The 24,445-nt window shown below is 59.6% G+C and carries 24 protein-coding genes and 1 tRNA gene; 19 read left to right on the top strand and 6 right to left on the bottom strand.

Annotation, left to right across the window (positions count from 1 at the left end; genetic code table 11):
* Window positions 1-58: 58 nt before the first annotated feature.
* The gene (locus tag B9Z52_RS05400; RefSeq protein WP_108412999.1) at window positions 59-1,210 is read right to left on the bottom strand and encodes a S1C family serine protease; all 1,152 of its coding nucleotides are present in this window, start codon (window positions 1,208-1,210) and stop codon (window positions 59-61) included.
* 101 nt (window positions 1,211-1,311) lie between these two features.
* Here B9Z52_RS05400 and B9Z52_RS05395 point away from each other — a divergent pair, with 101 nt between their 5' ends.
* Complete coding sequence (locus B9Z52_RS05395; protein ID WP_108412818.1) at window positions 1,312-2,064, top strand: Nif3-like dinuclear metal center hexameric protein; 753 nt, start codon at window positions 1,312-1,314, stop codon at window positions 2,062-2,064.
* 14 nt (window positions 2,065-2,078) lie between these two features.
* Window positions 2,079-3,131, top strand: coding sequence for a 4-hydroxythreonine-4-phosphate dehydrogenase PdxA (gene pdxA, locus B9Z52_RS05390; protein ID WP_108412998.1), 1,053 nt, complete (start codon window positions 2,079-2,081; stop codon window positions 3,129-3,131).
* Between the two features lie 12 nt (window positions 3,132-3,143).
* On the opposite strand, the gene mscL is transcribed toward pdxA, so the two are convergent.
* Complete coding sequence (gene mscL, locus B9Z52_RS05385) at window positions 3,144-3,569, bottom strand: large conductance mechanosensitive channel protein MscL (RefSeq protein ID WP_108412817.1); 426 nt, start codon at window positions 3,567-3,569, stop codon at window positions 3,144-3,146.
* Window positions 3,570-3,715: 146 nt separating this feature from the next.
* Here mscL and petA point away from each other — a divergent pair, with 146 nt between their 5' ends.
* From petA to B9Z52_RS05355, 6 genes are all read left to right on the top strand, one after another.
* Window positions 3,716-4,312 (top strand): ubiquinol-cytochrome c reductase iron-sulfur subunit, encoded by a 597-nt coding sequence (gene petA, locus B9Z52_RS05380; protein WP_108412816.1) that lies wholly within the window; start codon window positions 3,716-3,718, stop codon window positions 4,310-4,312.
* An 11-nt stretch (window positions 4,313-4,323) separates the two neighbouring features.
* Window positions 4,324-5,733, top strand: a complete 1,410-nt coding sequence (locus B9Z52_RS05375) for a cytochrome bc complex cytochrome b subunit (RefSeq protein ID WP_108412997.1) — start codon at window positions 4,324-4,326, stop codon at window positions 5,731-5,733.
* A 19-nt stretch (window positions 5,734-5,752) separates the two neighbouring features.
* Complete coding sequence (locus B9Z52_RS05370; protein WP_108412815.1) at window positions 5,753-6,520, top strand: cytochrome c1; 768 nt, start codon at window positions 5,753-5,755, stop codon at window positions 6,518-6,520.
* Window positions 6,521-6,613: 93 nt separating this feature from the next.
* On the top strand, window positions 6,614-7,225 hold the full coding sequence (locus tag B9Z52_RS05365) for a glutathione S-transferase N-terminal domain-containing protein (protein WP_108412814.1): 612 nt from the start codon (window positions 6,614-6,616) through the stop codon (window positions 7,223-7,225).
* Window positions 7,226-7,243: 18 nt separating this feature from the next.
* Window positions 7,244-7,681 (top strand): ClpXP protease specificity-enhancing factor, encoded by a 438-nt coding sequence (locus tag B9Z52_RS05360; protein WP_108412996.1) that lies wholly within the window; start codon window positions 7,244-7,246, stop codon window positions 7,679-7,681.
* Between the two features lie 56 nt (window positions 7,682-7,737).
* Window positions 7,738-7,813, top strand: a tRNA-Thr gene (locus tag B9Z52_RS05355).
* A gap of 55 nt (window positions 7,814-7,868) precedes the next feature.
* Here the strand turns inward: B9Z52_RS05355 and B9Z52_RS05350 are convergent.
* Window positions 7,869-8,177: a DciA family protein gene (locus B9Z52_RS05350; RefSeq protein ID WP_108412813.1), complete on the bottom strand. Its 309-nt coding sequence runs from the start codon at window positions 8,175-8,177 to the stop codon at window positions 7,869-7,871.
* 224 nt (window positions 8,178-8,401) lie between these two features.
* On the opposite strand from B9Z52_RS05350, the gene secA reads away from it, so the two are divergent.
* The 4 genes from secA (at window position 8,402) to B9Z52_RS05330 (ending at window position 13,801) form a co-directional block, all read left to right on the top strand.
* Window positions 8,402-11,143 (top strand): preprotein translocase subunit SecA, encoded by a 2,742-nt coding sequence (gene secA, locus B9Z52_RS05345; protein WP_108412812.1) that lies wholly within the window; start codon window positions 8,402-8,404, stop codon window positions 11,141-11,143.
* Window positions 11,144-11,223: 80 nt separating this feature from the next.
* Window positions 11,224-12,453, top strand: a complete 1,230-nt coding sequence (gene argJ / locus B9Z52_RS05340; protein ID WP_108412811.1) for a bifunctional glutamate N-acetyltransferase/amino-acid acetyltransferase ArgJ — start codon at window positions 11,224-11,226, stop codon at window positions 12,451-12,453.
* Complete coding sequence (locus B9Z52_RS05335; RefSeq protein WP_108412810.1) at window positions 12,450-13,337, top strand: ATP-binding protein; 888 nt, start codon at window positions 12,450-12,452, stop codon at window positions 13,335-13,337. Before argJ ends, B9Z52_RS05335 begins: the two co-directional genes overlap by 4 nt.
* Window positions 13,334-13,801 (top strand): NUDIX domain-containing protein, encoded by a 468-nt coding sequence (locus B9Z52_RS05330; RefSeq protein ID WP_108412809.1) that lies wholly within the window; start codon window positions 13,334-13,336, stop codon window positions 13,799-13,801. Before B9Z52_RS05335 ends, B9Z52_RS05330 begins: the two co-directional genes overlap by 4 nt.
* 5 nt (window positions 13,802-13,806) lie before the next feature.
* Here the strand turns inward: B9Z52_RS05330 and B9Z52_RS05325 are convergent, their stop codons facing one another.
* Complete coding sequence (locus tag B9Z52_RS05325; RefSeq protein WP_199222046.1) at window positions 13,807-14,241, bottom strand: DUF1841 family protein; 435 nt, start codon at window positions 14,239-14,241, stop codon at window positions 13,807-13,809.
* Between the two features lie 319 nt (window positions 14,242-14,560).
* On the opposite strand from B9Z52_RS05325, the gene pcaF reads away from it, so the two are divergent.
* A complete protein-coding gene (gene pcaF, locus B9Z52_RS05320) occupies window positions 14,561-15,763 on the top strand; it encodes a 3-oxoadipyl-CoA thiolase (protein ID WP_108412807.1) in 1,203 nt (400 codons plus the stop codon).
* Window positions 15,764-15,825: 62 nt separating this feature from the next.
* Here pcaF and B9Z52_RS05315 read toward each other — a convergent pair whose 3' ends face one another.
* Both B9Z52_RS05315 and B9Z52_RS05310 read right to left on the bottom strand, forming a co-directional pair.
* Window positions 15,826-16,221, bottom strand: a complete 396-nt coding sequence (locus B9Z52_RS05315; protein ID WP_108412806.1) for a hypothetical protein — start codon at window positions 16,219-16,221, stop codon at window positions 15,826-15,828.
* A complete protein-coding gene (locus B9Z52_RS05310) occupies window positions 16,218-17,609 on the bottom strand; it encodes an acyclic terpene utilization AtuA family protein (RefSeq protein WP_108412805.1) in 1,392 nt (463 codons plus the stop codon). Before B9Z52_RS05310 ends, B9Z52_RS05315 begins: the two co-directional genes overlap by 4 nt.
* Window positions 17,610-17,778: 169 nt before the next feature.
* On the opposite strand from B9Z52_RS05310, the gene B9Z52_RS05305 reads away from it, so the two are divergent.
* The 6 genes from B9Z52_RS05305 to B9Z52_RS05280 are packed head-to-tail and all read left to right on the top strand — an operon-like array spanning window position 17,779 to window position 24,416.
* On the top strand, window positions 17,779-18,654 hold the full coding sequence (locus B9Z52_RS05305) for a branched-chain amino acid ABC transporter permease (RefSeq protein ID WP_108412804.1): 876 nt from the start codon (window positions 17,779-17,781) through the stop codon (window positions 18,652-18,654).
* 9 nt (window positions 18,655-18,663) lie between these two features.
* Complete coding sequence (locus B9Z52_RS05300; RefSeq protein WP_108412803.1) at window positions 18,664-19,740, top strand: branched-chain amino acid ABC transporter permease; 1,077 nt, start codon at window positions 18,664-18,666, stop codon at window positions 19,738-19,740.
* Window positions 19,737-20,567 carry an ABC transporter ATP-binding protein gene (locus B9Z52_RS05295; RefSeq protein ID WP_108412802.1) on the top strand — a complete coding sequence of 277 codons (831 nt, stop codon included), beginning with the start codon at window positions 19,737-19,739 and terminating at the stop codon, window positions 20,565-20,567. Before B9Z52_RS05300 ends, B9Z52_RS05295 begins: the two co-directional genes overlap by 4 nt.
* On the top strand, window positions 20,564-21,352 hold the full coding sequence (locus B9Z52_RS05290) for an ABC transporter ATP-binding protein (RefSeq protein ID WP_108412801.1): 789 nt from the start codon (window positions 20,564-20,566) through the stop codon (window positions 21,350-21,352). The genes B9Z52_RS05295 and B9Z52_RS05290 overlap by 4 nt, the downstream gene beginning before the upstream one ends.
* A 3-nt stretch (window positions 21,353-21,355) precedes the next feature.
* Window positions 21,356-23,212 carry a long-chain fatty acid--CoA ligase gene (locus B9Z52_RS05285; RefSeq protein ID WP_108412800.1) on the top strand — a complete coding sequence of 619 codons (1,857 nt, stop codon included), beginning with the start codon at window positions 21,356-21,358 and terminating at the stop codon, window positions 23,210-23,212.
* 37 nt (window positions 23,213-23,249) lie between these two features.
* On the top strand, window positions 23,250-24,416 hold the full coding sequence (locus B9Z52_RS05280) for an ABC transporter substrate-binding protein (RefSeq protein ID WP_108412799.1): 1,167 nt from the start codon (window positions 23,250-23,252) through the stop codon (window positions 24,414-24,416).
* Window positions 24,417-24,445: the final 29 nt, after the last annotated feature.

Below are 24,445 nucleotides of genomic sequence, written 5' to 3'. Positions count from 1 at the left end.
ATGTCATGAAAAAAGGGAGCACACGCTCCCTTTTTTATTCCCGGCTGGTTTGCCCGGGTCAGCGGTTGGGTTTGCGCTGCGTTGGTCGCTCGCTGGGTGTCAGCCGTAAAACCAACTCACCATGCCTGCGCCAGACCTTCACATCGGTGGTGGTGCCCGGTTGCAGGCTGGCCACTTGTGTCAGCAATTCCGAGACATTGCCCACATTCTGGCCAGCGACTTGAACGATCACGTCACCTGGGCGGATGCCCGCCTTGGCCGCAGGCCCGTTTTGCAACACACCGGTGATGACCACGCCTTGTGGCCAGGCCTGTTTGCCAGCTGCAGGCAGCTGGAAGCTCTCGGCCAATTCGGGTGTCAGGTCTTGAGGTTCCACGCCGATCCAGCCGCGTGAGACTTTGCCGTTCTTGAGCAGGTCTTGCATGACTTGCTGCGCAGTGGAGACGGGAATGGCAAAGCCAATGCCCATGTTGCCGCCAGAGCGCGAATAAATCGCGGTGTTGATGCCCATCAGGTGGCCATGCACATCCACCAGCGCACCGCCCGAATTGCCGGGGTTGATGGCGGCGTCGGTCTGGATGAAATTCTCAAAGGTGTTGATGCCCAGGTGGCTGCGCCCCAGCGCACTGACGATGCCCGAAGTCACGGTCTGGCCCACGCCAAAAGGATTGCCAATGGCCAGCACCACATCACCGACTTGCAAGTCCTGGGGTTGACCCAGCACGATGACCGGCAATTTGTCGAGCTGAATTTTCAGGAGCGCCAGATCCGTGTCCGGATCGGTGCCGATGACTTTGGCAGCTGCACGTCTTCCGTCCGCCAAAATCACCTCGATGTCGTCGGCGTCTTCGACCACATGGTTGTTGGTCAGGATATGGCCCTCGGGGCTGACGATCACGCCGCTGCCCAAGCCACCGGTGTTCTCTTCTGTGTCACCCTCAAAAAAGCGTGACCAAGGATCGGTGTTGCGCGATGTGCGGTTTTTGCTGGTGCTGATGCTCACCACCGCAGGCGATGCTTTTTGGGCAGGTGCGCTCAGGCTGCCGGCAGCGCGACTCAGGGGCGATGCCGCTGGCGCTTGCAGCAGCGTCATGCCGTCAGCTGAGCGTTGCGCGCTGCGCAGCCACTCGGGCTTGAGCGTGGCCACGACAAACCAGGCGGCCAACAAGACGGTGATGCATTGGGAGAAAAAAAGCCAGTAACGTTTCATGCCAGTCATTGTCCTTGATCTTTGGCAAAGCGCGTTCAGAGGTGTTGTCGGGCCCAGACGCCCTTGGGCCACAATACAAGCCATTGCCAAGAGACGCTCACATGACCGATGCCAAAACCCTGGGCCAAGCGCTGGATGCGCTGCTGGAACCTGAAAAATTCAAAGATTACGGACCCAATGGCCTTCAGGTCGAAGGCGATCGCGAGGTGCGCCTGCTGGTCAGCGGCGTGACGGCCAGCCGTGCCCTCATCGAAGCGGCCATCGAGGCGAATGCCGATGCCATTTTGGTTCACCATGGTTTGTTTTGGCGTGGACAGGATGGTCGTGTGACCGGCTGGATGCGCGAGCGTCTGCGTCTGCTGCTGGCGCATGGTATCCATCTGTTTGCGTACCACTTGCCTTTGGATGCGCATGCCGAATTGGGCAACAACGCCCAGTTGGGCCGGGTGTTGGGCTTGCGGGCAGATGGGCGTTTTGGTGAGCAAAGTCTTGGATTCATGGGCCAGGGTGATCAAACTTGGGACACAGCCCAAAGCCTGGCCGATCATGTGGCGCGCTTGCTGGGGCGACAGGTGACTTGTGTTGCTGGCGCTGACCGACCGATTCGCCGAGTGGCCTGGTGCACCGGCGGTGCGCAAGGCTACTTTGAAGCGGCCATGGCGGCGGGCGCAGAGGCTTTCATCACCGGCGAAATCTCCGAGCCGCAAGCGCATTTGGCACGTGAAACGGGTGTCGCCTTTCTGGCTTGCGGCCACCATGCCAGCGAACGATATGGTGCTGCCGCCGTGGGTGCGCGCATGGCGCAGGACTTGGGCTTGGCGCACCGGTTCATTGAGATCGATAACCCCGCCTGATGGCCTTGACCCACATGACTCAACTGTCCCTGCCTTTGGCCATCACTCCGGGTGATCCCTGCGGGATCGGCCCTGAAATCATCGCTCGCGTTTGGTGCATCGCGCCCGCGGAAACACGCGACTGTTTTGTCGCGGGCGATGTGGGCGTGATGCGCCGGGCCATGGCCTTGGTGCAGGCGGCACCGGCTTTCCCCGTGTGCGAAATTGACAGCCCAGCACAAGCCTTGAACGTGCCGCCCCGTTGCTTGCCGGTGCTGCAGGTGGTACCCGCAGCGCCTGTGTTGCCCTGGGGGCAGGTGGATGCGCGTGCCGGTCAGTTGGCTGGTGAATCGGTCTTGTGGGCCACGCGAGCGGCTTTGCGAGGCGAGGTAGCGGGGCTGGTGACTGCGCCCTTGCACAAGGAAGCTTTGCATGCTGCTGGTGCGCCTTATGACCAGTACCCGGGGCATACCGAATTGCTGCAGGCCGAAGCGGCCCGGCATGCGGGCGTGCCCTTGGCGCAGATGCCTGTGAGGATGATGCTGGCCAACGACGAATTGCGCACGGTCTTGGTCAGCATCCATGTGTCCTTGCGCGAAGCATTGGACGCCATCACGGTGGATCGCGTCTTGCAGACTTTGCGCATCACCCATGTGTCGCTGTCACGGGTGCTAGGCCGTGCGCCGCGCATGGCGGTGGCGGGCGTCAATCCGCATGCAGGGGAAGGGGGGCTGTTTGGGCGTGAAGAAATCGACATCCTGCAGCCGGCCTTGGCGCAAGCCCGAGTGGAAGGGCTGGATGTGCATGGCCCTTATGCACCCGACACAGTTTTCATGCGGGCACGGCGTCAGGCTGATGGCCAACGTGAATTCGATGTGGTGATCGCCATGTACCACGATCAAGGCTTGATCCCGGTCAAATATTTGGGGGTGGAGCAGGGCGTGAACGTCACGCTGGGTTTGCCCTTGGTGAGGACCAGCCCGGACCATGGCACCGCCATGGACCTGGCGGGCCGTGGCGTGGCCGATGCCAGCAGCATGGTCCAGGCCATCCGCATGGCCCGGCAGCTGGTCAGTGGGGCGCACTGACCATGCCTTGCATCAAGCTTTGTTCTTGAGGCTGTCGCGGATTTCGCGCAGCAACAAAACGTCTTCTGGCGCGATGGTTTCGGCTGCTGCTTCGGCGGGCACCTCGGCCGCCAGTTTGTTCATCTGGCGGATCATCACAAAAATGATGAAAGCCAGGATGATGAAGTTCAGCGCCACGGTGATGAAGCTGCCGTAGGCGAACACGGCGCCCATTTTTTTGGCTTCCACCAAGCTCATGCCGGCCGCTTGCCCCGCCAAGCCTAAGTAATAGTTAGAGAAGTCCAGACCGCCGAACGCCTTGCTGATCAGCGGCATGATCAGGTCAGCCACGGCGGAATCCACGATCTTGCCGAAGGCCCCGCCAATGATCACGCCGACCGCCAAGTCCATGACGTTGCCTTTGACGGCGAAAGATTTGAATTCTTGAAAAAATGACATGGCAAACACCTTTTGAAAATGTGAATCATAAAGTTTATTATTTGTCGGGATCAAATCAAGTGTTCTCTGGCTTTGTAAGTCGCTGGTCTGTTTCACTCCGCTACAATCACGGGTTGACCCCGATAACGACTCGCTAGAGGAATCCCATGAGTGACACCCCAGTCGACAGCAGCAAGCGGACGTGGCTGATTGCCTCCACTTGCGCAGGCGCCGTAGGCGCTGGCTTTGTGGCCACCCCCTTCGTCAGCAGCTTCCAACCTTCCGAACGTGCCAAAGCCGCTGGTGCAGCCGTGGAAGTGGACATCTCCGCCCTCAAGGCTGGCGAGAAGCTCACTGTCGAGTGGCGCGGTAAGCCAGTTTGGATCATGAAGCGCACACCTGAACAGGTTGAATCCCTGAAGAAGGTGGAAGGCCAGCTTGCTGATCCCAACTCCAGCCGTAAGGCATACCCCATTCCAGAGTACGCCAAGAACGGCCATCGCTCGATCAAGCCTGAAATCATGGTGGCTGTGGGCATCTGCACGCACCTGGGTTGTTCGCCCGGTGACAAGTTTGCAGCAGGCCCACAGCCGTCGCTGCCTGACGACTGGCAAGGTGGTTTCCTCTGTGCCTGCCACGGCTCGACCTTCGATTTGGCCGGTCGCGTGTTCAAGAACAAGCCCGCACCCGACAACCTCGAAGTGCCGCCTCACATGTACCTGTCTGACACCAAGTTGATCATTGGTGAAGACAAGAAGGCTTGATGGAGAACAACATGGCTGAATTCAAAGAAATTTCTCCGAACGCCCCCGCTGGCGAAAAGTTGCTGAACTGGGTGGACAACCGCTTCCCAGCTTCCAAGCTCTACAAAGAGCATTTGAGCGAATACTACGCACCGAAGAACTTCAACTTCTGGTACATGTTTGGCTCTTTGTCTTTGTTGGTTCTGGTCATCCAGATCGTCACCGGCATTTTCCTGGTCATGCATTACAAGCCAGATGCCAATGTGGCATTCGCCTCTGTCGAGTACATCATGCGTGATGTGCCATGGGGTTGGCTGATCCGTTACATGCACTCGACAGGCGCTTCGGCGTTCTTCATCGTGGTGTACCTGCACATGTTCCGTGGCCTGATGTACGGCAGCTACCGCAAGCCGCGCGAGTTGGTCTGGATCTTCGGCTGCGCGATCTTCCTGTGCTTGATGGCCGAAGCTTTCATGGGTTACCTCTTGCCTTGGGGTCAGATGTCCTACTGGGGCGCTCAGGTGATCGTGAACCTGTTCTCGGCCATTCCTTTCATCGGTCCCGATCTGGCTTTGTTGATCCGTGGTGACTTCGTGGTGGGCGATGCCACGCTGAACCGCTTCTTCAGCTTCCACGTGATCGCTGTGCCTCTTGTCCTACTGGGTCTGGTGGTGGCGCACATCATTGCGCTGCACGAAGTGGGTTCTAACAACCCTGATGGCGTCGAAATCAAGGGCCCGAACGCTCCCAAGGATGCCCAAGGCCACCCCTTGGACGGCATTCCATTCCACCCTTACTACACAGTGCACGACATCTTTGCCGTCAGCCTGTTCCTCATGGTGTTCACCGCGATTGTGTTCTTTGCGCCTGAGTTCGGTGGTTACTTCCTCGAGTACAACAACTTCATCCCGGCCGATCCACTGACCACACCATTGCACATTGCACCGGTTTGGTACTTCACACCGTTCTATTCCATGCTGCGTGCCATCACCAGCGAGATGATGTACGCCTTGATCGCTTGCGTGGTCATTGGTGCGGTCTTGGCTGTAGCCAAAGGCAAGCTGCCTCAGCTCATCAAGGTTGCTGTGATTGGTGCAGCTGTGGTGGTTTCCGCCATGATGTTGGCCATTGATGCCAAGTTCTGGGGCGTGGTCGTCATGGGTGGTGCTGTGGTGATTCTGTTCTTCCTGCCTTGGCTGGACAACAGCCCTGTCAAGTCGATCCGCTATCGTCCTGACTGGCACAAGTACCTGTACGCCGTGTTCGTGATCAACTTCCTGATCCTGGGCTATCTGGGTGTGCAGCCTCCTTCCCCGATCGGTGAGCGCGTCTCCCAAGTCGGTTCCCTGTTCTACTTTGGCTTCTTTCTGTTGATGCCTTGGTGGAGCAAGCTGGGCACGCCCAAGCAGGTTCCCGACCGTGTGATTTTCACGCCTCACTGAGATCCGGAGATTCAAGAACATGAAAAACCTCAAGAAACTCGCAATGGGCTTTGTGATGGCCCTCGGTCTCCTGTCCGGTGCACACGCCTCCAGTGGCGGTGGCATCGCCTGGGATAAGGCCCCCTCTAAGACCAATGATCTGGCCGCTTTGCAAAACGGCGCCAAGTTGTTCGTCAACTACTGCTTGAACTGCCACTCCGCCGCTTTCATGCGTTACAACCGCTTGAAAGACATCGGTCTGACCGAGCAGCAAATCAAGGACAACCTGCTGTTCGCAACGACCAAAGTCGGCGACACCATGAAGGCTGCGATCGATCCCCAGCAAGCCAAGGAATGGTTCGGCAAAAATCCGCCTGACCTGACCTTGATGGCCCGTTCGCGTTCCGGTCACGGTGGCACGGGTGCCGATTACCTGTACACCTATTTGCGTAGCTACCACCGCGATGCCGCCAAACCTACAGGTTGGAACAACCTGGCCTTCCCGAACGTGGGCATGCCCAACGTATTGTGGCAATTGCAAGGCGAGCGTGAGCCAGTCTATGAAGAGCATGAAGAACACGGTCATGCGGTGCAAGTTTTCAAAGGCTGGAAGCAGATCACGCCCGGCACCATGACACCTCAGCAGTACGATGTTGCGGTGGGCGATTTGGTCAGCTACATGCAATGGATGGCAGAGCCAGCCCAGAACAGCCGCGTGCGCATTGGTGTGTGGGTGTTGTTGTTCCTGGTTTGCTTCACCTTTGTTGCTTGGCGACTGAATGCAGCCTATTGGAAAGACATCAAGTAATTGATCTTCCACCCGGTCTTTGAGCTGGGTCTTGTGGAGTGGTGGGCCTTTGTGGCCTCCCACTCTTTTTGATTTTTTGAGGAGCCTCCCGCCATGATGGTGCTTTATTCCGGAACCACTTGCCCTTTTTCACACCGCTGCCGCTTTGTGCTGTTTGAAAAAGGAATGGACTTCGAGATCCGTGATGTGGACCTCTACAACAAGCCCGAAGACATCAACGTGATGAACCCCTACGGTCAGGTACCTATCCTGGTCGAGCGTGATTTGATTTTGTACGAATCGAACATCATCAACGAATACATCGACGAGCGGTTTCCGCATCCTCAGTTGATGCCCGGTGACCCAGTGGACCGTGCACGTGTGCGCTTGTTCTTGCTGAACTTCGAAAAAGAACTGTTCGCCCACGTGGTCACGCTGGAGAACCGCACCCTCAAGGGCAACGACAAGGCATTGGAAAAGGCACGCGCCCACATCCGTGATCGCCTGACCCAGTTGGCCCCCGTGTTCTTGAAGAACAAGTTCATGCTGGGTGACAGCTTCTCGATGCTGGACGTCGCCATCGCGCCGCTGCTTTGGCGTCTGGACTATTACGGCATCGAGCTGAGCAAGAATGCCGCACCTTTGCTCAAATACGCCGAGCGCATTTTTTCGCGTCCGGCCTACATCGAAGCATTGACACCTTCTGAAAAGGTCATGCGCAAGTAATTGCGTATGTGCAAAGCCATGTTCAGTGACACCGAACTGCCTTCCACACGACCGTACCTCATCCGTGCGTTGTACGAGTGGTGCACCGAAAACGGCTTCACCCCTTATGTGGCGGTGAAGGTCAATGCTACGGTGCAGGTGCCGCGTGAATATGTGCAAGGTGGTGAGATCGTCCTGAATGTGAGCATGGACGCTACCAGTTCACTCAAATTGGGCAATGAGTTCATTGAATTCAAGGCCCGCTTTGGTGGCAAGCCTCGCGAAATCATGGTGCCCATTGAACGTGTGATGGCCATTTATGCCCGAGAGAACGGACAGGGCATGGCCTTTCCCGTGAGCGACGATGGCGCTGCCCAGGCTTTGGCGGCGGTGGATAGTCCTGAGTCGAAGAGCATTGACGATGAGCCCACGCCGCCGCCCGCAACGGGCCGCCCCGCACTCACGCGTGTGAAATAAAAAAATACTGTGAACCAGCCTTCATGATGCGATTGGCAAGTTAGAATCTAGCCCGTGCCGCTTTAGCTCAGTTGGTAGAGCACCCGCCTTGTAAGCGGTAGGTCGTCAGTTCGAATCCGACAAGCGGCACCAAAATCAAAAAGCCCCTGATCGCAAGATCAGGGGCTTTTTCTTTGGCGTGGGCCGATCAAAGGCTGCGGTTTTGAACCTTGATGCGGATGGCGTTGACCTGCAGTCCTTTCTGGTTCAAATGCGCTTGCAGTGCGGGTGTCAATTGACGTAGCTTGGCTGCGACAGCGTTGGAGCTGACCAGCAAGCACCAGGAGCCCTCCTCAATGGGCCCGGCTTGAACACTGGCGCGCAAAGGCGCAGGCAGCAGGCCGCGGATGGCAAGAAGTCGTGCGGACGATTCGCGTACACGGCTGGCCAGGAGCGCAAAAGTGGGTGATTCTTGTGCAGCTTGTTGCAGGGGGATGGGGTGGTGTCGTCTTTGCATGGTGAACCGAAGACCAAGCATTATCACGCAGCGCCAGCTCACAGGCTCTGAGTCCAGCGCATAAGCGTCACAGTCAGAGGCTAAAATGGCAAGTGGGTCTGACAGGGCCACGTCAGGGTGCTGCAGGACTTGTTTTCTGTGGGCCCGGCTTCAAATGAACCTTTTAACTTGACAGGATAGACGGTCTGTTCCTCGGCCCCAGGCTGAAGGTGGATCTCGCAAGCATGGCCATCCCATTCCTCACCAAAATTTTCGGCAGCCGCAACGATCGTCTGCTCAAGCAATACCGCAAAACGGTGGAGCGCATCAATGCCCTGGAAGCCGGTCTGGAAGGCTTGAGTGACGACGCATTGCGCGCCAAGACCGAAAGCTTCAAGCAACGCGTGGCCGCAGGCGAAACGCTCGGTGCATTGTTGCCCGAAGCTTTTGCTGTGGTGCGTGAAGGCTCTAAGCGCGTCATGAAGATGCGGCACTTCGATGTGCAATTGGTCGGCGGTATCGCCCTGCACAACGGTAAGGTTGCCGAGATGCGAACCGGTGAAGGCAAGACGCTCACATCGACTTTGCCCGCGTACTTGAACGCCCTGGCAAGCCGCGGCGTGCACGTGGTCACCGTGAACGATTACCTGGCCAGCCGCGATGCGCAGTGGATGGGCAAGCTGTTCAACTTTCTGGGTCTGTCGGTGGGCATCAACTTGGCGCAGATGTCCCGTGAAGAAAAGCAGGCCGCTTACAACTCGGACATCACCTACGGCACCAACAACGAATACGGCTTCGACTACTTGCGCGACAACATGGTCTACGAAGCGCAAGACCGTGTGCAGCGCCCGCTGAACTACGCGATCATCGATGAGGTCGATTCGATCCTGATCGACGAAGCCCGCACGCCCTTGATCATCAGCGGCCAGGCCGAAGACCACACCGCCACCTATGTGGCGATGAAGCAGGTCATTCCCTTGCTCACACGGCAAGAGGGTGAAGCCGATCCCCGCACGGGCGAGGGCATCATCACCCCCGGTGACTTCACCGTGGATGAAAAATCACACCAGGTTTTCCTGACCGAAGACGGTCACGAAAAAGCCGAGGCGGTGCTGGCCCAGCTGGGCTTGATTCCGGAAGGTGCCAGCCTGTATGACCCGGCCAACATCACCCTGATGCACCACTTGAACGCTGCTTTGCGTGCGCAGCACCTGTACCACCGCGACCAGCACTATGTGGTGCAAGACGGTGAAGTGGTGATCGTGGACGAGTTCACGGGTCGCTTGATGAGCGGTCGCCGCTGGAGCGATGGTCTGCACCAGGCCGTAGAAGCCAAGGAAGGCGTGCAGATCCAGGCCGAGAACCAGACCATGGCCTCGATCACCTTCCAGAACTATTTCCGTCTGTACAACAAGATCGGTGGCATGACCGGTACGGCCGACACCGAGGCTTATGAGTTCCAGGAAATCTACGGTTTGGAGACCGTGGTCATCCCACCGCACCGCAAGAGCCAGCGCGAAGACCAACTCGACCGCGTGTACAAGACATCCGATGAGCGTTACACCGCAGCCATCACAGACATCCGTGAATGCCACGAGCGCGGTCAACCTGTGCTGGTGGGCACCACCTCGATCGAGAACTCGGAGCTGATTTCGCAATTGCTCACGCAAGCGAAGCTGCCACACCAGGTGCTCAACGCCAAGCAGCATGCCCGCGAAGCCGACATCGTGGCGCAGGCTGGACGTCCTGCCATGATCACGATCGCCACCAACATGGCCGGTCGCGGTACCGACATCGTGTTGGGCGGCAACATCGAAAAAGATGTCCAAGCCATCGAAACGGACGAGTCATTGTCCGAAGCCGATCGCCAAGCCAAAGTGGCCGCTTTGCGCGAACAATGGAAACTGACACATGAGCAAGTCAAAGCCAACGGCGGCTTGCGCATCATCGCCACCGAGCGCCATGAATCGCGCCGCATCGACAACCAGCTGCGTGGCCGCTCGGGCCGCCAGGGTGACCCCGGCTCTTCGCGTTTTTACCTGAGCCTGGACGATCCTTTGATGCGCATTTTTGCGGGCGACCGTGTGCGCGCCATCATGGACCGCTTGAAGATGCCCGAAGGCGAAGCCATCGAAGCGGGCATCGTGACCCGCAGCATCGAGAGCGCGCAGCGCAAAGTCGAGTCGCGCAACTTCGACATCCGCAAGCAATTGCTGGAGTACGACGACGTCTCGAACGACCAGCGCAAGGTGATCTACCAGCAGCGCAACGACATCCTCGATGCGCAAGACATGGAAAGCCAAATCGCCTCACTGCGCGAAGGGTGCTTTACCGACCTGGTTCGCCAGTACGTGCCCGCCGAAACGGTGGAAGAGCAGTGGGACTTGGCCGCGCTGGAAAAGGTGCTGGCCGATGAATGGCAATTGCCTTTGAACCTGCGCGAAAAAGTGCAAGCCTCCAGCGCCATCACCGATGACGAAATTCTGGAGATGGTGGTGGCTGCAGCCCATGCCCAGTTCCAGGCCAAACTCGACCAGGTCGGCGCTGTCAACTTCACGCCTTTTGAGCGCATGGTCTTGCTGCAAAGCATCGACACGCACTGGCGCGAACACCTGAGCGCACTGGATTACCTGCGCCAAGGCATCCACTTGCGCGGCTATGCCCAAAAGCAACCCAAGCAGGAATACAAACGCGAAGCGTTTGAGCTGTTCGGTCAGTTGCTGGACTCGGTCAAGAACGAAGTCACCCGCACGCTGATGCTGGTGCGCGTGGAGTCCGAAGCGCAGATCGAGCAAGCCGCCCACGACATCGAAGAGCGGGCCGAACACATCAGCAACGTGATCTACAGCGCACCCGATGAGTCTGGCGAGCCGCAGACCGTGGCGGCTGACCAGACCGGACAGGACTGGGGGCTGGTGGGTCGCAACGATCCTTGCCCTTGCGGCAGCGGCAAAAAATACAAGCAATGCCACGGCAAACTGGCCTGAGCATGCCGCCATCCACTCAACGGGCTTCGGCCCGTTTTGTTTGTGGACTTTGAATTCATCTTTATTTTTGAAAGATCACCATGCCTGTGAATCTGCCCCTGATCGATCCCGCCCAGTTGCATGCCGTTGCCGGTGTGCGTTGGGGCATCACCGAAGCCGGTGTACGCAAAGCCGATCGCAAAGACCTCAGCGTCATGTTGCTCGATGCGGGTGCCAGCGTGGCCGGTGTATTCACCAGCAACCGCTATTGCGCCGCCCCCGTGCAGCTGTGCCGTGAGCATCTGGCGCAAGGCAGCGCTGTGCGCGCCTTGGTCATCAACACCGGCAATGCCAACGCCGGTACGGGCGCGCCCGGCCTGGCCCATGCGCGCCAGACTTGCGATGCCTTGGCCAGCCTGCTGCAATGCGCGCCTGAGCAGATCCTACCGTTCTCCACCGGCGTGATCATGGAGCCCTTGCCGGTTGATCGCATCGTGGCCGCTTTGCCCGCGGCTTTGGCCGATGCCCAAGCGGCCCATTGGGCCCAGGCCGCCGAAGGCATCATGACCACCGACACACAGCCCAAGGCCGCCAGCGTGCAGCTGAGCCTGGGCGGCAAGACCGTCAACATCACCGGCATCAGCAAAGGCGCGGGCATGATCCGTCCGAACATGGCGACCATGCTCGGCTTTGTGGCCACCGATGCCAACATCGATCCGGCTTTGCTGCCCGCCTTGGTCAAGGCCTTGGCCGATGGGTCTTTTAACCGCATCACCATCGACGGCGACACCTCGACCAACGACTCCTTCATGATGATCGCCACCCACCAGGCTGGCCACGCGCAGATCACCTCGCTGGACAGCGCTGACGGTCAGGCCTTGTTCAATGGCCTGATGCAGGTGGCGCGCCAGTTGGCCCACGCCATCGTGCGCGATGGCGAAGGCGCCACCAAGTTCATCACCGTGCAGGTCGAAGGCGGCCGCACTTCTGAAGAGTGCCGCCTGGTGGCCTACGCCATCGCGCATTCGCCCTTGGTCAAAACCGCTTTCTTTGCCAGCGACCCCAACCTGGGCCGCATCTTGGCGGCGGTGGGCTATGCGGGCATCGCCGATCTGGACCAGGGCCTGATCGAGCTGCACCTGGACGATGTGCACGTGGTCTCGCAAGGCGGTCGCCGCCCCGAGTACCGCGAGGAAGACGGCCAACGCGTGATGAAGGGCAGCGAGATCACCGTGCGTGTGGGCTTGGGCCGCGGCACCGCCAGCGACACGGTCTGGACTTGCGACCTCAGCCACGACTACGTCACCATCAACGCGGATTACCGTTCATGAATTCACCTGCAAGCTCTGCATTGGATCAACTGCTGGCCAAAGTCAGCCAGCTGGTCGACCGCATCGAATCCGTCCTGCCCCAGCCCTTGTCGGCGCCCGACTGGGCTCAGGCCATCGCCTGGCGTTACCGCAAGCGTTCATCGGGTCATGGCGTGCTCGAACCCGTGCGCCATGTGGCGGCCATGTCGCTCGATGACCTGAAGGAAATCGAACCACAAAAGGAAAAGCTGCAACGCAACACCGAGCAGTTCGTCCACGGTCGCCCGGCCAACAATGTGCTGCTGACCGGCGCACGCGGTACCGGCAAGTCCTCGCTCATCAAGGCGTGTTTGAACTCGTACGCATCGCAAGGCTTGCGCCTGATCGAAGTGGACAAGGCCGATCTGACCGACTTGCCCGACATCATCGAAGTGGTCGCTTCGCGTCCTGAAAAGTTCATGGTCTATTGCGATGACCTCAGCTTTGAAGACGGCGAGCCCGGCTACAAGGCGCTCAAGTCCATCCTGGACGGCACTGTGGCAGCTTCCACCCCCAATGTGCTGATCTGCGCCACCAGCAACCGCCGCCATTTGTTGCCCGAGTACATGAGCGAGAACCTCACCTACAAACACACCGAAGACGGCGAAGTGCACCCCGGTGAAGGCGTGGAAGAGAAGATCTCCTTGTCCGAGCGCTTCGGTTTGTGGATCAGCTTCTACCCCTTCTCGCAAGACGAATACCTCACCATTGCGGGCCAATGGCTCAGCAGCTTGGGCGCCTCGCCCGCGCAGATCGAAGCAGCCCGCCCCGATGCCTTGCTGTGGGCCCTGGAGCGTGGCTCGCGCAGCGGCCGCGTGGCTTACCAGTTTGCCCGTGATTTCATGGGCCGTCAGGCTGCCGCATGAGTGGCCTGCTGGTTGCCGACGGCGAGCGTCAGCGCGAAGGCGGTGCAGACCGCCCCGTGGTCGACGTGGCTGTGGGCGTGTTGATGCAGGCCGATGGGCATTTCTTGTTGACCTCGCGCCCCGAGGGCAAGGTCTATTCGGGTTATTGGGAGTTCCCGGGCGGCAAGCTCGAAGCCGGTGAAACGGTGGAACAGGCCTTGCGCCGTGAGTTGCAAGAAGAGCTGGGCATCGTGATCGGTCAAGCTCAGATCTGGAAAACCCAGATGGTGGACTACCCGCACGCCCTTGTGCGCCTGCACTTTTGCAAGGTGTGGGACTGGCAGGGCGACTTGCAAATGCGCGAAGCGCAAACCCACGCTTGGCAGCAATTGCCGGTGGCGGTGGTGCCGGTGTTGCCCGGCACTGTTCCCGTGTTGACCTGGCTGGCCGAAGAGCGCCAGTTCAGCGGCGCCACGCACCGCTGAAAAAATCAGTCCTTGGTCGCGTGCCTTTGCACGCAGTCGATGTAGGCCGCGCCATCGGGCAAGCGGCCTGAGCGTTGGCTTTCATGGACCATGCGGCCCAAGCATTCCATGGCCTGGTGGTGCGCGTCATGCAGTGAGTTGAGTTTGTGCGTCAGCAATTCCACCGCCTGGCGGATGCCTCGGGGCTGGTCGATGCTGCATTGCTCGCTGATCGACAGGTGCATGGACAAGTGCAAAAAGGGGTTGTCCTTGTTGGGGTCGACTTTGAGCATGCTGGCCAGGGCGGCGTCGACGTCTGCCAGTTCGGCGTGGTATTCGGGGTGCTCGTCAATCCATTGGCTCACCAGCATTTCCATGGGTTCCAGCGGGGCCGCGGTTTTGGCTTTGGCGTAAACGCCACAAAAAAATCGCCGCACATCGGCTTGTGAAGGTTGGATCAGCATGGGGTGGATTGTCCTTCATGTTGCTCCCTGTGGGCTGGTGTATGGGGGTCAGGGGCCGGGGTTCAGAGGCGCTTCGCTTTGCCACATCACCCCGGCCCCTGACCCCCACACACCAGCGGGGGCGCTGTGATCCTCAAGTCCATCGAGCGAGCAAGGGGCCAGTGCGGCGCTGTTCGGGCGATGTGGCAAAGCGAAGCGCCTCTGAGCCCGGGCAGCGCCGCACAGGCCCCTTGCGGATTCAAGCCCTAGAATGACTTCAGCACGCGCATGAAACATGCAATAAAATGCATGCAACCTTAACCTGGAGACACAAAACATGAGCCAAGCCTACATTTGCGACGCCATCCGCACCCCTTTTGGCCGTTACGGCGGCGCACTCTCCAGCGTCCGCACCGATGACCTGGGCGCTGTGCCCCTGCGCGCCTTGATGGCCCGCAACCCCAACGTGGACTGGGCCGCTGTGACCGACGTACTCTACGGCAACGCCAATCAAGCCGGTGAAGACAACCGCAACGTGGCCCACATGAGCAGCTTGCTGGCCGGTCTGCCCATCGACGTGCCTGGCGCCACCCTCAACCGCCTGTGCGGCTCGGGACTGGACGCCGTGGGCACGGCAGCGCGTGCCATCAAGGCCGGGGAAGCCGGTTTGATGATTGCCGGTGGCGTTGAAAGCATGAGCCGCGCTCCGTTTGTCATGCCCAAGGCCGAGACTGCCTTTAGCCGCAACAACGCCGTGTACGACACCACCATTGGCTGGCGCTTTGTGAACAAGCTGATGAAGGCGCAATACGGCGTCGATTCGATGCCCGAAACGGCCGAAAACGTGGCCACCGATTACAAGATTGAGCGGGAAGCGCAAGACCTGATGGCCTACAACAGCCAGCTGCGCGCTGTAGCCGCGATCAAGGCCGGGCACCTGGCCCGTGAAATCGTGGGCGTGAGCATCCCCCAGAAAAAGGGCGACGCTGTTCTGGTCGACACCGACGAACATCCTCGTGAAACCAGCCTCGAAGCGCTGGCCAAGCTCAAAGGTGTGGTGCGCCCAGACGGCACCGTGACCGCAGGCAACGCTTCGGGCGTGAACGACGGCGCTTGCGCCTTGTTGCTGGCCGATGAAGCCACCGCAGCCAAGAACGGCCTGACGCCCAAAGCGCGCGTGGTCGGCATGGCCACTGCCGGTGTGGCCCCACGCATCATGGGCATTGGCCCAGCACCTGCCACCCTCAAGGTGCTGGCGCAAACGGGCCTGACGCTGGACCAGATCGACGTGATCGAACTGAACGAAGCCTTTGCTGCACAAGGCCTGGCCGTGCTGCGCATGTTGGGCTTGAAGGACGACGACGCCCGTGTGAACGCCTGGGGCGGCGCGATCGCGCTGGGTCACCCACTGGGTGCTTCGGGTGCGCGCTTGGCCACCACCGCCATCAACCGCCTGCACAGCACAGGCGGCCGCTACGCGCTGTGCACCATGTGCATTGGCGTGGGTCAGGGCATTGCGCTGATCATTGAGCGGGTTTGAGCGATGGACCCCGGATCAAGTCCGGGGTGACCATTGATTGCAAGTCCGGCGTGACCGCTGTTTCAGGGCCGCGGTGGCACCCCGGGCCACCAGCCCCTTCGGGGGCTTTTTTGTGCTTGCTCGAATTCTTCGTCGCTGACTTCGATCTCCATGCGCAGCAGCGCTGCGCCCATGGCTTTGCCCAGGTTGTCCAGGCGCAGATTGCGCGCACCGCCGCCTTGCAAGGCGCCGTGCAGCACCAGCTTGATGGCCAGGATATGGGGCAACTGCCAGACATCAACTTGGCCTGGCAGCCAGGGCGAAAAATGCGCCTGCACTTTGGCCGCAGTCACTTCGCGCTCGAGGATGCGGTAGCCCGCTTCGTTCCAGGCAAACAGGCCGAAGTCGACCCAGTCGGCCTTGTCGCCGCTGCGGGCGTGGGCCAGTTGCACCAAGGGGATGCGCCGTGTCGTGCTCATGCTTGCACCTCCAGCAGTTCTACGCGGGCCTGCACCCGATGCCGGTCGATCAGCGTAGGCCAGATGCCCAGCAGCTCGCTGGTGTTGTTCAGGCCCTGAAATCCGCAGGTGTAGGCCGGGCCGCTCAAAGCCATCCACGGGAACAGTCGACCAAAGCCATCGGCAGCGGCTTTGCTCGGCGTGCGCAGCACCATGCGCACCCAGATTTCGTGGCGTTCATTGAGTTCGGCGGCGGGCGGCAGAGGGGCCAAAGCCCCGTGCGCGGAGTTCAGACCCGGGTACTCCACAAACAATTCATCGAAAGGTATTTTCCGTTCGCGCAATTGCTCGCGGACGATGCGCTCGGCCGCCTGCACTTTGTCCCAAGCATCGGGCCATGAAAAGCCCCAGCTGATGTCGGCCTTGTAGCCGTCCTTGAAGCCTGCCACCACCTTCAGTTGTGGGGTGGGTGCGCTGCCTTGTGCGCCGGTCAAACGCACGCGGTTGTGGCCTTCGTCTTGCAACTGGATCTGCCCCATGTCGAGCACCACATCGGGTGAAAAATACGCGTGCGGGTTGTGCACCTCGTAGAGCAATTGCTGGCGCACGGTGTCAAAGTTCACCAGCCCGCCTGTACCGGGTGCTTTGGTGATGATGGCCGTGCCGTCGGCAAAAACTTCGGCGATCGGGTAGCCGATGTGGCCCAGATCCGGAATGCTTTGCCAGTGCCCTTGGTCGCCAAAATTGCCGCCGCTGCCCTGGCCCGAACATTCCAGCAAATGCCCCACGGTCAGGCCTTGTGCCAAGCGCTTGAAGTCTTCGGGCGATTGGGCATCGCTGAGTCTCCAACCCAGGCCGTGCACCAAGGGGCCCAGAAACAAGGCCGCGTCGGCCACGCGGCCGGTGATGACGATGTCCGCACTTTGCGACAAGGCATCCACGATGGGTTGTGCCCCGAGGTAGGCATTGCCAAACACCAAGCGCTCACGCACCGTGCCCACGTCGCTGCCATTCATCAGGTGGTCAAAGCGTGTTTGTTCGTCTTGCAAGAGACCGAGCACATCGTCGCCCGACACCACCGCAATGCGCGGGTGCCAACCTTTGCCCGCCAGCGCTGTTTGCACCGCTTGTGCCGCGCCCATGGGGTTCAGGCCTCCGGCATTGCACACAAACTTCACACCGCGCGCTTGCATCAAGGGCCACAGGCGCATGAGCATGGGCACCACATCGCGGGTATAGCCCAGCGTGGGGTCGCGTTGCCGGTCTTTGTGCAAGATGGCCAAGGTCAATTCGGCCAGGTGGTCGCTGGCGATGTACTGCACCTCGCCGCGTTCAATGCTGGCGACCACAGGCTCCCAGTTGTCACCATAAAAACCGAGTCCTGAGCCAATGCGTATGGATTGCGTCATGGGGCCATCTTGATGCCCCGCACGTGACTGTGGATGGGGGACAACCCCTAGGGTCAGTCTCGTGAAAGACATACACAATCGCACGACCGTTCGCAAATGGTCAGGGCATGAACCACAGGTTCCATCCGGACTGGTGCAGGACGACAGAAGTACAAAAAAGGAGACAAGCGTGCAAGTGCTGCAACTGCTCATCAGCGGCGTGGCTCAGGGCTGTATCTATGGACTCATTGCCCTGGGTTTCGTGCTGATTTACAAGGCCACCGAAACGGTGAGCTTTGCCCAGGGCGACCTGATGATGGTCGGGGCCTTTGCGGGCTTGGGCGCCATGACGTGGCTGGGTTTCCCGTTTTGGGTCTCGGTGCCTGCCGCCATCGTGGCCATGGGCGTGTTTGGCGTCTTGCTCGAACGCTTGGTCATCCGCCCAATCCTGGGTCAACCGGCTTTCTCCATCGTCATGCTGACCATCGGCGTGGGTTATGTGCTGCGCGGCCTGATCACCATGATCCCCGATGTGGGCACCGACACCCACACCATGCCTGTGCCCTATGCCGGGCAGGTTTTGCAGATGGGCGCGCTGGTGGTGGCGGCCGAGCAGCTGGTGGTGATCGCTTTCACTTCTGTGCTTTGCTTGGGGCTATTTGCCATGTTCAAGTACAGCAAGCTGGGCATCGCCATGCAGGCTTCTTCGCAGAACCAGTTGGCGGCTTATTACATGGGCATCCCGGTGCAAAGCCTGAACGGCTTGGTTTGGGGCCTGGCCGCAGGTGTGGCGGCGGTGGCGGGTTTGCTGCTCGCGCCCATCACCTTTGTGCACGCCAACATGGGCTTCATTGGCCTCAAAGCCTTCCCCGCAGCGGTGGTCGGCGGCTTTGGCAGTTTGCCCGGTGCCATTGTCGGTGGCTTGGTGATCGGCATCGTCGAGTCCTTGTCCGGCTTCTATTTGCCCGAGGGCGTGAAAGACATCGCGCCCTACATCGTGGTCTTGCTCATGCTGGTGCTCAAGCCCAATGGCTTGTTTGGCGAAAAACTGCGCAAGAAAGTCTGAGGCCCTCGCATGCGATTCATTTTCAAAACCCAATACAACCAGGACATCACGCTGGCCAAGCATGGCGGCCATGTCTTTTGGTACAGCCTGCTGGCTGTGTTTCTTGTAGCCGCACCCTGGGTGCTGGCCGAATACTGGCTGGCGCAATTGACCTTTGTGCTGATCTACGCGGTGGTGGGCCTGGGCCTCATGCTGTTGGCGGGCTTCACCGGCCTGTTTTCCATGGGGCACGCGGCCTTTTTGGGGGTGGGTGCCTACACCGAAGCGGTGATGGTCAATGCCGGTGTGCCCTTTCCGCTGGCGCTGATTTGCGCGGGACTGTTCTCAGCCATCGCCGGTGTGGTGGTGGGTTTGCCCGCGCTGCGTGTCAAAGGCATTTACCTGGGCATGGCCACTTTGTCCTTTGGCTTCATCGTCGAAGAAGGCATTGCGCGTTGGGAACACATGACCGGCGGCAACGCAGGTCTGAGCGTCAATCCTCCGGCCATGTTGGGCTGGACGTTGGACAGCACCGAAGCGTTTTATTTCCTGTGCCTGGTGGTGGCGGTAGGGGCCACGCTGGCCATCCTCAACTTGCTGCGCTCTTCCACCGGCCGCGCCTTTGTCGCCATCCGCGATTCTGAAATTTCGGCGCAAAGCATGGGCATCCACTTGGCCCGCTACAAGACCTTGTCCTTTGCCTTGTCGGCCGCGCTGGCCGGCATTGGCGGCGCTTTGTATGCGCACAAGATCCAGTTCCTGTCGCCCGACCAGTTCAACATCATCCAGTCGATCGACTTGCTGCTGATGGTGGTGATCGGTGGTTTGGGTTCGGTGCATGGCGCATTTTTGGGCGCGATCTTTTTGATCGTCATGCCCCAGCTGATTGCCATGGGCAAAGACTTTTTGCCTGCTGCCATTGGCGGTGCCACCGGCTTGCAAGGCACGGTGTATGGCATGGTGCTGATCGCCTTTGTGTTGTTTGAACCGCTGGGTCTGTACGGCCGTTGGCTCAAGGTACGCACCTGGTTCCAGCTGTTTCCGTTTTACCGCCGTGGCATGTTCAAGCGCCAGAAATCCTTCCAGAAGTCGGACCGCCTCAAATGAACGACGACATCCTTTTATCAGCTCAAAACCTGAGCGTCCGCTTTGGCGGTGTGTTGGCCGTCAACAACGTCAGCTTTGACGTCAAGCGCGGCGAAGTGTTCACCCTGATCGGCCCCAACGGCGCAGGCAAGACCACGGTCTTTAACCTGATCAGCCGCATCTACACGCCCACCACGGGCACGATCGACTATGCGGGGCCTGATGGCACGCTGCGCCTGACCGACCAGCCGCCACACAACATTGCCGGGCTGGGCATTGCCCGCACGTTTCAAAACATCGAGCTGTTCGAACACGCCACCGTGCTGCAAAACCTGTTGATCGGTCGCCACACGCACCGCAAAACCGGGCTGTGGCGCGAGATGTTTTTCAGCAGCAAAACCCGTGCGGCCGAGGTCGAAGCGCGTGAGAAAGTCGAAGAAGTCATCGACTTCCTGGACCTGCAACACCACCGCGATTCGATGGTGGCGGGCTTGCCCTATGGCGTGCGCAAGGTGGTCGAGCTGGCCCGCGCCCTGTGCACCGAGCCCAAGCTGCTTTTGTTGGACGAGCCTTCTTCGGGCTTGAACGTCGAAGAAACCGAAGACATGGCCTTCTGGATTTCCGACATCCAACACGAGTTGGGCATTTCGGTGCTCATGGTCGAACACGACATGGGCCTGGTGTCCAAAGTGTCTGACCGCGTGCTGGCCATGAGCCAAGGCCAGGAGCTGGCCACCGGCACGCCCAGCCAGGTGCAAAGCGATCCCGGCGTCATCGAGGCGTATCTGGGTTCGGTGGACGATGTGTCTGCGCTGCGCCGCGAAAATTACAAAGCGGAGGCCGCATGAACGACGTCGTGACCGAGGACATCGTCCTCAAACTGCTCAACGTGGAAAGCGCCTATGGCCCGATCAAGGCCATCCGGGGCGTGAGCTTGCAGGTCAAAAAAGGCGAAATCGCCACCGTGCTGGGCTCCAACGGGGCGGGCAAGACCACCATCCTCAAAACCATCAGCGGCATCATCGACCCGCGCAAAGGCTCGGTTGAATTCAAGGGCCAAAGCATCACCGCCATGGACCCGGCGCTCATCGTGCAGCGCGGCCTGATGCATGTGCCCGAAGGGCGCGAGGTGTTCCCTCTGCTGTCGATCCGCGACAACCTGCTCATGGGGGCTTTCACCCGCAACGACCGCGATGGTGTGGCCCGCGACATGGAAGCGGTGTTCAACTACTTTCCGATCCTGCGTGAGCGTGCCGCGCAAGATGCAGGCTTGCTCTCGGGCGGTCAGCAGCAGATGCTGGCGATCAGCCGTGCCCTCATGGCCAACCCCGATCTGATCTTGCTCGACGAACCCAGCTTGGGTTTGAGTCCGAAGCTGACCAAAGAGATTTTTGAGATCGTCGTGCGCATCAACCGCGAACGCGGCACCACCATCTTGCTGGTGGAGCAAAACGCCAACATGGCGCTCAATGCCTCGGACTACGGCTATGTGCTGGAAAACGGCCGCATCGTGATGGAAGACAGCTGTGCCCGCTTGCGTGAAAAGGACGACATCAAGGAGTTCTATCTGGGCATGAAGGAAGAGGGCGTGCGCGCCGACCGCCGCTGGAAAAAGAAGAAAACCTGGAGATAAGAGATGAGCAACCTCTGGGACGCCTCGCGCATTGCGCCTAACAAAAACATCGTCATGGCGGGCGAGACCATCCCCGCCATTTTCTGGAACGCTGTGGCCGCACGCGGCCCCAATGTGTGGATGCGCCAAAAAGAGCTGGGCATCTGGCGCAGCTGGACTTGGAACGAAACCGCACAGGCCGTGCGCGAGATCGGCCATGGCCTCATGTCACTGGGCTTTGAGGCCCACCACACCGCGTCCATCCTGTCGAACACCAACATCGAATGGGTGCTGTGTGATCTGGCGGTGCTCAGTGCCGGTGGCGTGGCCAATGGCATCTACCCCACCGACGCGGCCGATCAGGTGCATTACCTGAGCGAAGACTCGGGCACGTCCGTGTTGTTTGTCGAAGACGACGAGCAACTCGACAAAGCCTTGGCCGTGCGCGACAAATTGCCGCTGCTCAAAAAAATCGTTGTGTTCGACATGGACGGTCTGCGCGAGTTCAAAGACCCGCAAGTGATCAGTCTCGCTGACTTGCGCGCTTTGGGCCGCGAGCATCTGGCGGCCCACCCCGACCTGCTGGCGCAACGCACAGCCGCTTGCCGCCCCGAAGATTTGGCGATTTTGGTCTACACCTCGGGCACCACTGGCAAACCCAAAGGCGGCATGCACAGCCACCGTGGTTTGGTCTACAGCGTGCGCGGCTACAACACCCTGATCGCTCGCGATGAGACCGACGAGTGCATGTGCTTTTTGCCGCTGTGCCACATCGCCGAGCGCATGGGCGGCGAGTATTTCTCGCTCTACACCGGTGCCAAACTCAACTTTGTCGAGAACCCGGAAACCGTGCCCGAAAACGTGCGCGAAATTGCCCCCACCGTGTTCACCGGCGTGCCGCGTGTGTGGGAAAAGTTTTATTCCGGCGTGATGATCGCGCTCAAGGAAGCCGGCGGCTTTCAACAAGCCGTGTATGGCTGGGCCATCGGTGTGGGCCAGCAGGTGGCCGAGTTGGTGTTGTCGCGCAAGCCTGTACCTGCTCACCTGAAGGCGCGCTTTCATGTGGCGCGCTTGCTGGCACTGAACAATGTGCGCAAGATGATCGGCATCCACAAAGCCCGCTTTTTGGTCACAGGTGCGGCCCCCATCTCGCCCGATCTGGTGCGCTGGTATTTGGCCTTGGGTCTGCCCATGTTGGAAGTCTGGGGCATGACCGAAACCTGTGGCGCTGCCACTGGCGTGCCAGCCAACCACATCAAGCCCGGCTCGATTGGCCCGGCCGCTGACTTCAACGAAGTGCGCTTGGACCCGGTCACCAGCGAGATCTTGGTGCGCGGCCCCAATGTGTTCATGGGCTACCTGAACCTGCCCGAGAAAACCGCCGAGAGCATCGACGCCGAAGGCTGGCTGCACACGGGCGATGTGGGTGTGGTCGATGAGGAAGGGTTTTTCCGCATCACCGACCGCATGAAAGACATCATCATCACGGCAGGGGGCAAGAACATCACCCCGAGCGAACTGGAAAACGAATTGAAATTCTCGCCGTACATCACCGATGCCGTGGTCATTGGCGACAAACGGGCCTACCTCACTGTGATCATCATGATCGATCAGGAAAACGTGGAGAAATACGCACAAGACAACGATGTGCCCTTCTCCAACTACGCCAGCCTGACCCATGCTGCCGAGGTGCAGGCCCTCATTCAGGGCGAGATGGAGCGTGTGAACAAGAAGTTTGCCCGCGTTGAACAGCTCAAGAAATTCTGGTTGCTCGACACCCAACTCTCGGCCGAAGACGAAGAGTTGACCCCCACCATGAAGCTCAAGCGCAAACTGGTGGAGAAAAAATACGCCCCTCAGATCGAGGCGATGTACCGCTGACCGATTCACTTTTCACTTTCAACAGGAGACAAGCCCCATGAAAATCCAACTCAGTCTGATCGCCGCGGCGATGGCGCTGACCGCAGGCAGCGCCATGGCCCAAACCCAGGGCGTGAGCAAAAATGAAATCGTCATCGGCTCCATCCAGGACTTGTCGGGCCCCTTGGCGGGCTTTGGCAAGCAAGTTCGCCTGGGCATGATGCTGCGCGTGGACGAGGTCAACGAGCAAGGCGGCGTCAACGGCCGCAAGGTCAAGCTCCTGATCGAAGACTCGGGCTATGACCCACGCCGCGCCGTTCTGGCCGCACAAAAACTGGTCAACCAAGACAAGATCTTTGCCATGGTGGCCCACATCGGCACCGCGCAGAACATGGCCGCCATGCCAGTGCAGTTCCAAAAGAACGTGGTCAACTTTTTCCCTGTGACCGCAGCGCGCGAAATGTACGAGCCCTTCCACAAGCTCAAGTATTCTTTCGCCGCCACTTATTACGACCAGATGCGCCAGGCGGTGCCTGCGCTGGTCAAGGAAAAAGGCGCCAAGCAGATTTGCACCATGTACCAAGACGATGAATTCGGCTTGGAAGTCTTCCGTGGTGCGGAAGCGGGTTTGAAGGATGCGGGCCTGCAGTTCGCTGAAGTCACCACCTACAAGCGCGGCGCGACCGACTTCGCATCGCAGATGCAAAAGTTGGCTTCGGCCAAGTGCGACTTTGTGGTCATGGGCACCATCATCCGTGAAACCATTGGCGGCATCGCCACCGCACGTCGCCTGGGCTTTAACCCCACCTTCGTCGGTTCGAGCGCAGCCTACACCGACCTGATTCACAAGTTGGGTGGTGCGGCGATGAACGGTTTCTATGCCACCATGACCTCGCAGCAGCCCTACCTGGACGAGGCCTCGCAGCCGATTCGCTTCTGGGCCAACAAGTACAAAACCATGTTCAACGAAGACCCCACCGTCTTCTCGGCCTATGGTTATGGTGCCGTGGATTCGTATTTGCGTGCGGTTGAAAAAGCCGGTGCCAATCTGACCACCGAAACCTTCATCAAAGCCATGGACACCATGAAGATTCCCTCGGACATCTTCGGCAGCCCCGAGATGACATTCAGCCCCACCAAGCGTTTGGGCAACAACATTTCGCGCATGTCGCAGATCCAGGACGGTCGCTGGAAAGTCGTCTCCGACTACCCCAAAGCCAAGTGATCGATGCAGCTTCGGCTGCACAAAAAAAC

Source organism: Limnohabitans sp. Jir72, from assembly GCF_003063575.1.
Taxonomy (GTDB): Bacteria; Pseudomonadota; Gammaproteobacteria; order Burkholderiales; family Burkholderiaceae_C; genus Limnohabitans_A.
The sequence above is the reverse complement of the archived record's forward strand: the minus strand, read 5'-3'. Positions and strand labels throughout refer to the sequence as shown.

Coding starts and splice junctions, on each gene's coding strand:
- argJ (WP_108412811.1), top strand. CDS start 11,224: ATGCCTGTGAATCTGCCCCTGATCGATCCCGCCCAGTTGCATGCCGTT.
- B9Z52_RS05285 (WP_108412800.1), top strand. CDS start 21,356: ATGAGCAACCTCTGGGACGCCTCGCGCATTGCGCCTAACAAAAACATC.
- B9Z52_RS05335 (WP_108412810.1), top strand. CDS start 12,450: ATGAATTCACCTGCAAGCTCTGCATTGGATCAACTGCTGGCCAAAGTC.
- B9Z52_RS05310 (WP_108412805.1), bottom strand. CDS start 17,609: ATGACGCAATCCATACGCATTGGCTCAGGACTCGGTTTTTATGGTGAC.
- B9Z52_RS05350 (WP_108412813.1), bottom strand. CDS start 8,177: ATGCAAAGACGACACCACCCCATCCCCCTGCAACAAGCTGCACAAGAA.
- B9Z52_RS05290 (WP_108412801.1), top strand. CDS start 20,564: ATGAACGACGTCGTGACCGAGGACATCGTCCTCAAACTGCTCAACGTG.
- B9Z52_RS05315 (WP_108412806.1), bottom strand. CDS start 16,221: ATGAGCACGACACGGCGCATCCCCTTGGTGCAACTGGCCCACGCCCGC.
- secA (WP_108412812.1), top strand. CDS start 8,402: ATGGCCATCCCATTCCTCACCAAAATTTTCGGCAGCCGCAACGATCGT.
- B9Z52_RS05300 (WP_108412803.1), top strand. CDS start 18,664: ATGCGATTCATTTTCAAAACCCAATACAACCAGGACATCACGCTGGCC.
- petA (WP_108412816.1), top strand. CDS start 3,716: ATGAGTGACACCCCAGTCGACAGCAGCAAGCGGACGTGGCTGATTGCC.
- B9Z52_RS05395 (WP_108412818.1), top strand. CDS start 1,312: ATGACCGATGCCAAAACCCTGGGCCAAGCGCTGGATGCGCTGCTGGAA.
- B9Z52_RS05360 (WP_108412996.1), top strand. CDS start 7,244: ATGTTCAGTGACACCGAACTGCCTTCCACACGACCGTACCTCATCCGT.
- B9Z52_RS05365 (WP_108412814.1), top strand. CDS start 6,614: ATGATGGTGCTTTATTCCGGAACCACTTGCCCTTTTTCACACCGCTGC.
- B9Z52_RS05330 (WP_108412809.1), top strand. CDS start 13,334: ATGAGTGGCCTGCTGGTTGCCGACGGCGAGCGTCAGCGCGAAGGCGGT.
- pcaF (WP_108412807.1), top strand. CDS start 14,561: ATGAGCCAAGCCTACATTTGCGACGCCATCCGCACCCCTTTTGGCCGT.
- B9Z52_RS05295 (WP_108412802.1), top strand. CDS start 19,737: ATGAACGACGACATCCTTTTATCAGCTCAAAACCTGAGCGTCCGCTTT.
- pdxA (WP_108412998.1), top strand. CDS start 2,079: ATGACTCAACTGTCCCTGCCTTTGGCCATCACTCCGGGTGATCCCTGC.
- B9Z52_RS05400 (WP_108412999.1), bottom strand. CDS start 1,210: ATGAAACGTTACTGGCTTTTTTTCTCCCAATGCATCACCGTCTTGTTG.
- B9Z52_RS05370 (WP_108412815.1), top strand. CDS start 5,753: ATGAAAAACCTCAAGAAACTCGCAATGGGCTTTGTGATGGCCCTCGGT.
- mscL (WP_108412817.1), bottom strand. CDS start 3,569: ATGTCATTTTTTCAAGAATTCAAATCTTTCGCCGTCAAAGGCAACGTC.
- B9Z52_RS05280 (WP_108412799.1), top strand. CDS start 23,250: ATGAAAATCCAACTCAGTCTGATCGCCGCGGCGATGGCGCTGACCGCA.
- B9Z52_RS05375 (WP_108412997.1), top strand. CDS start 4,324: ATGGCTGAATTCAAAGAAATTTCTCCGAACGCCCCCGCTGGCGAAAAG.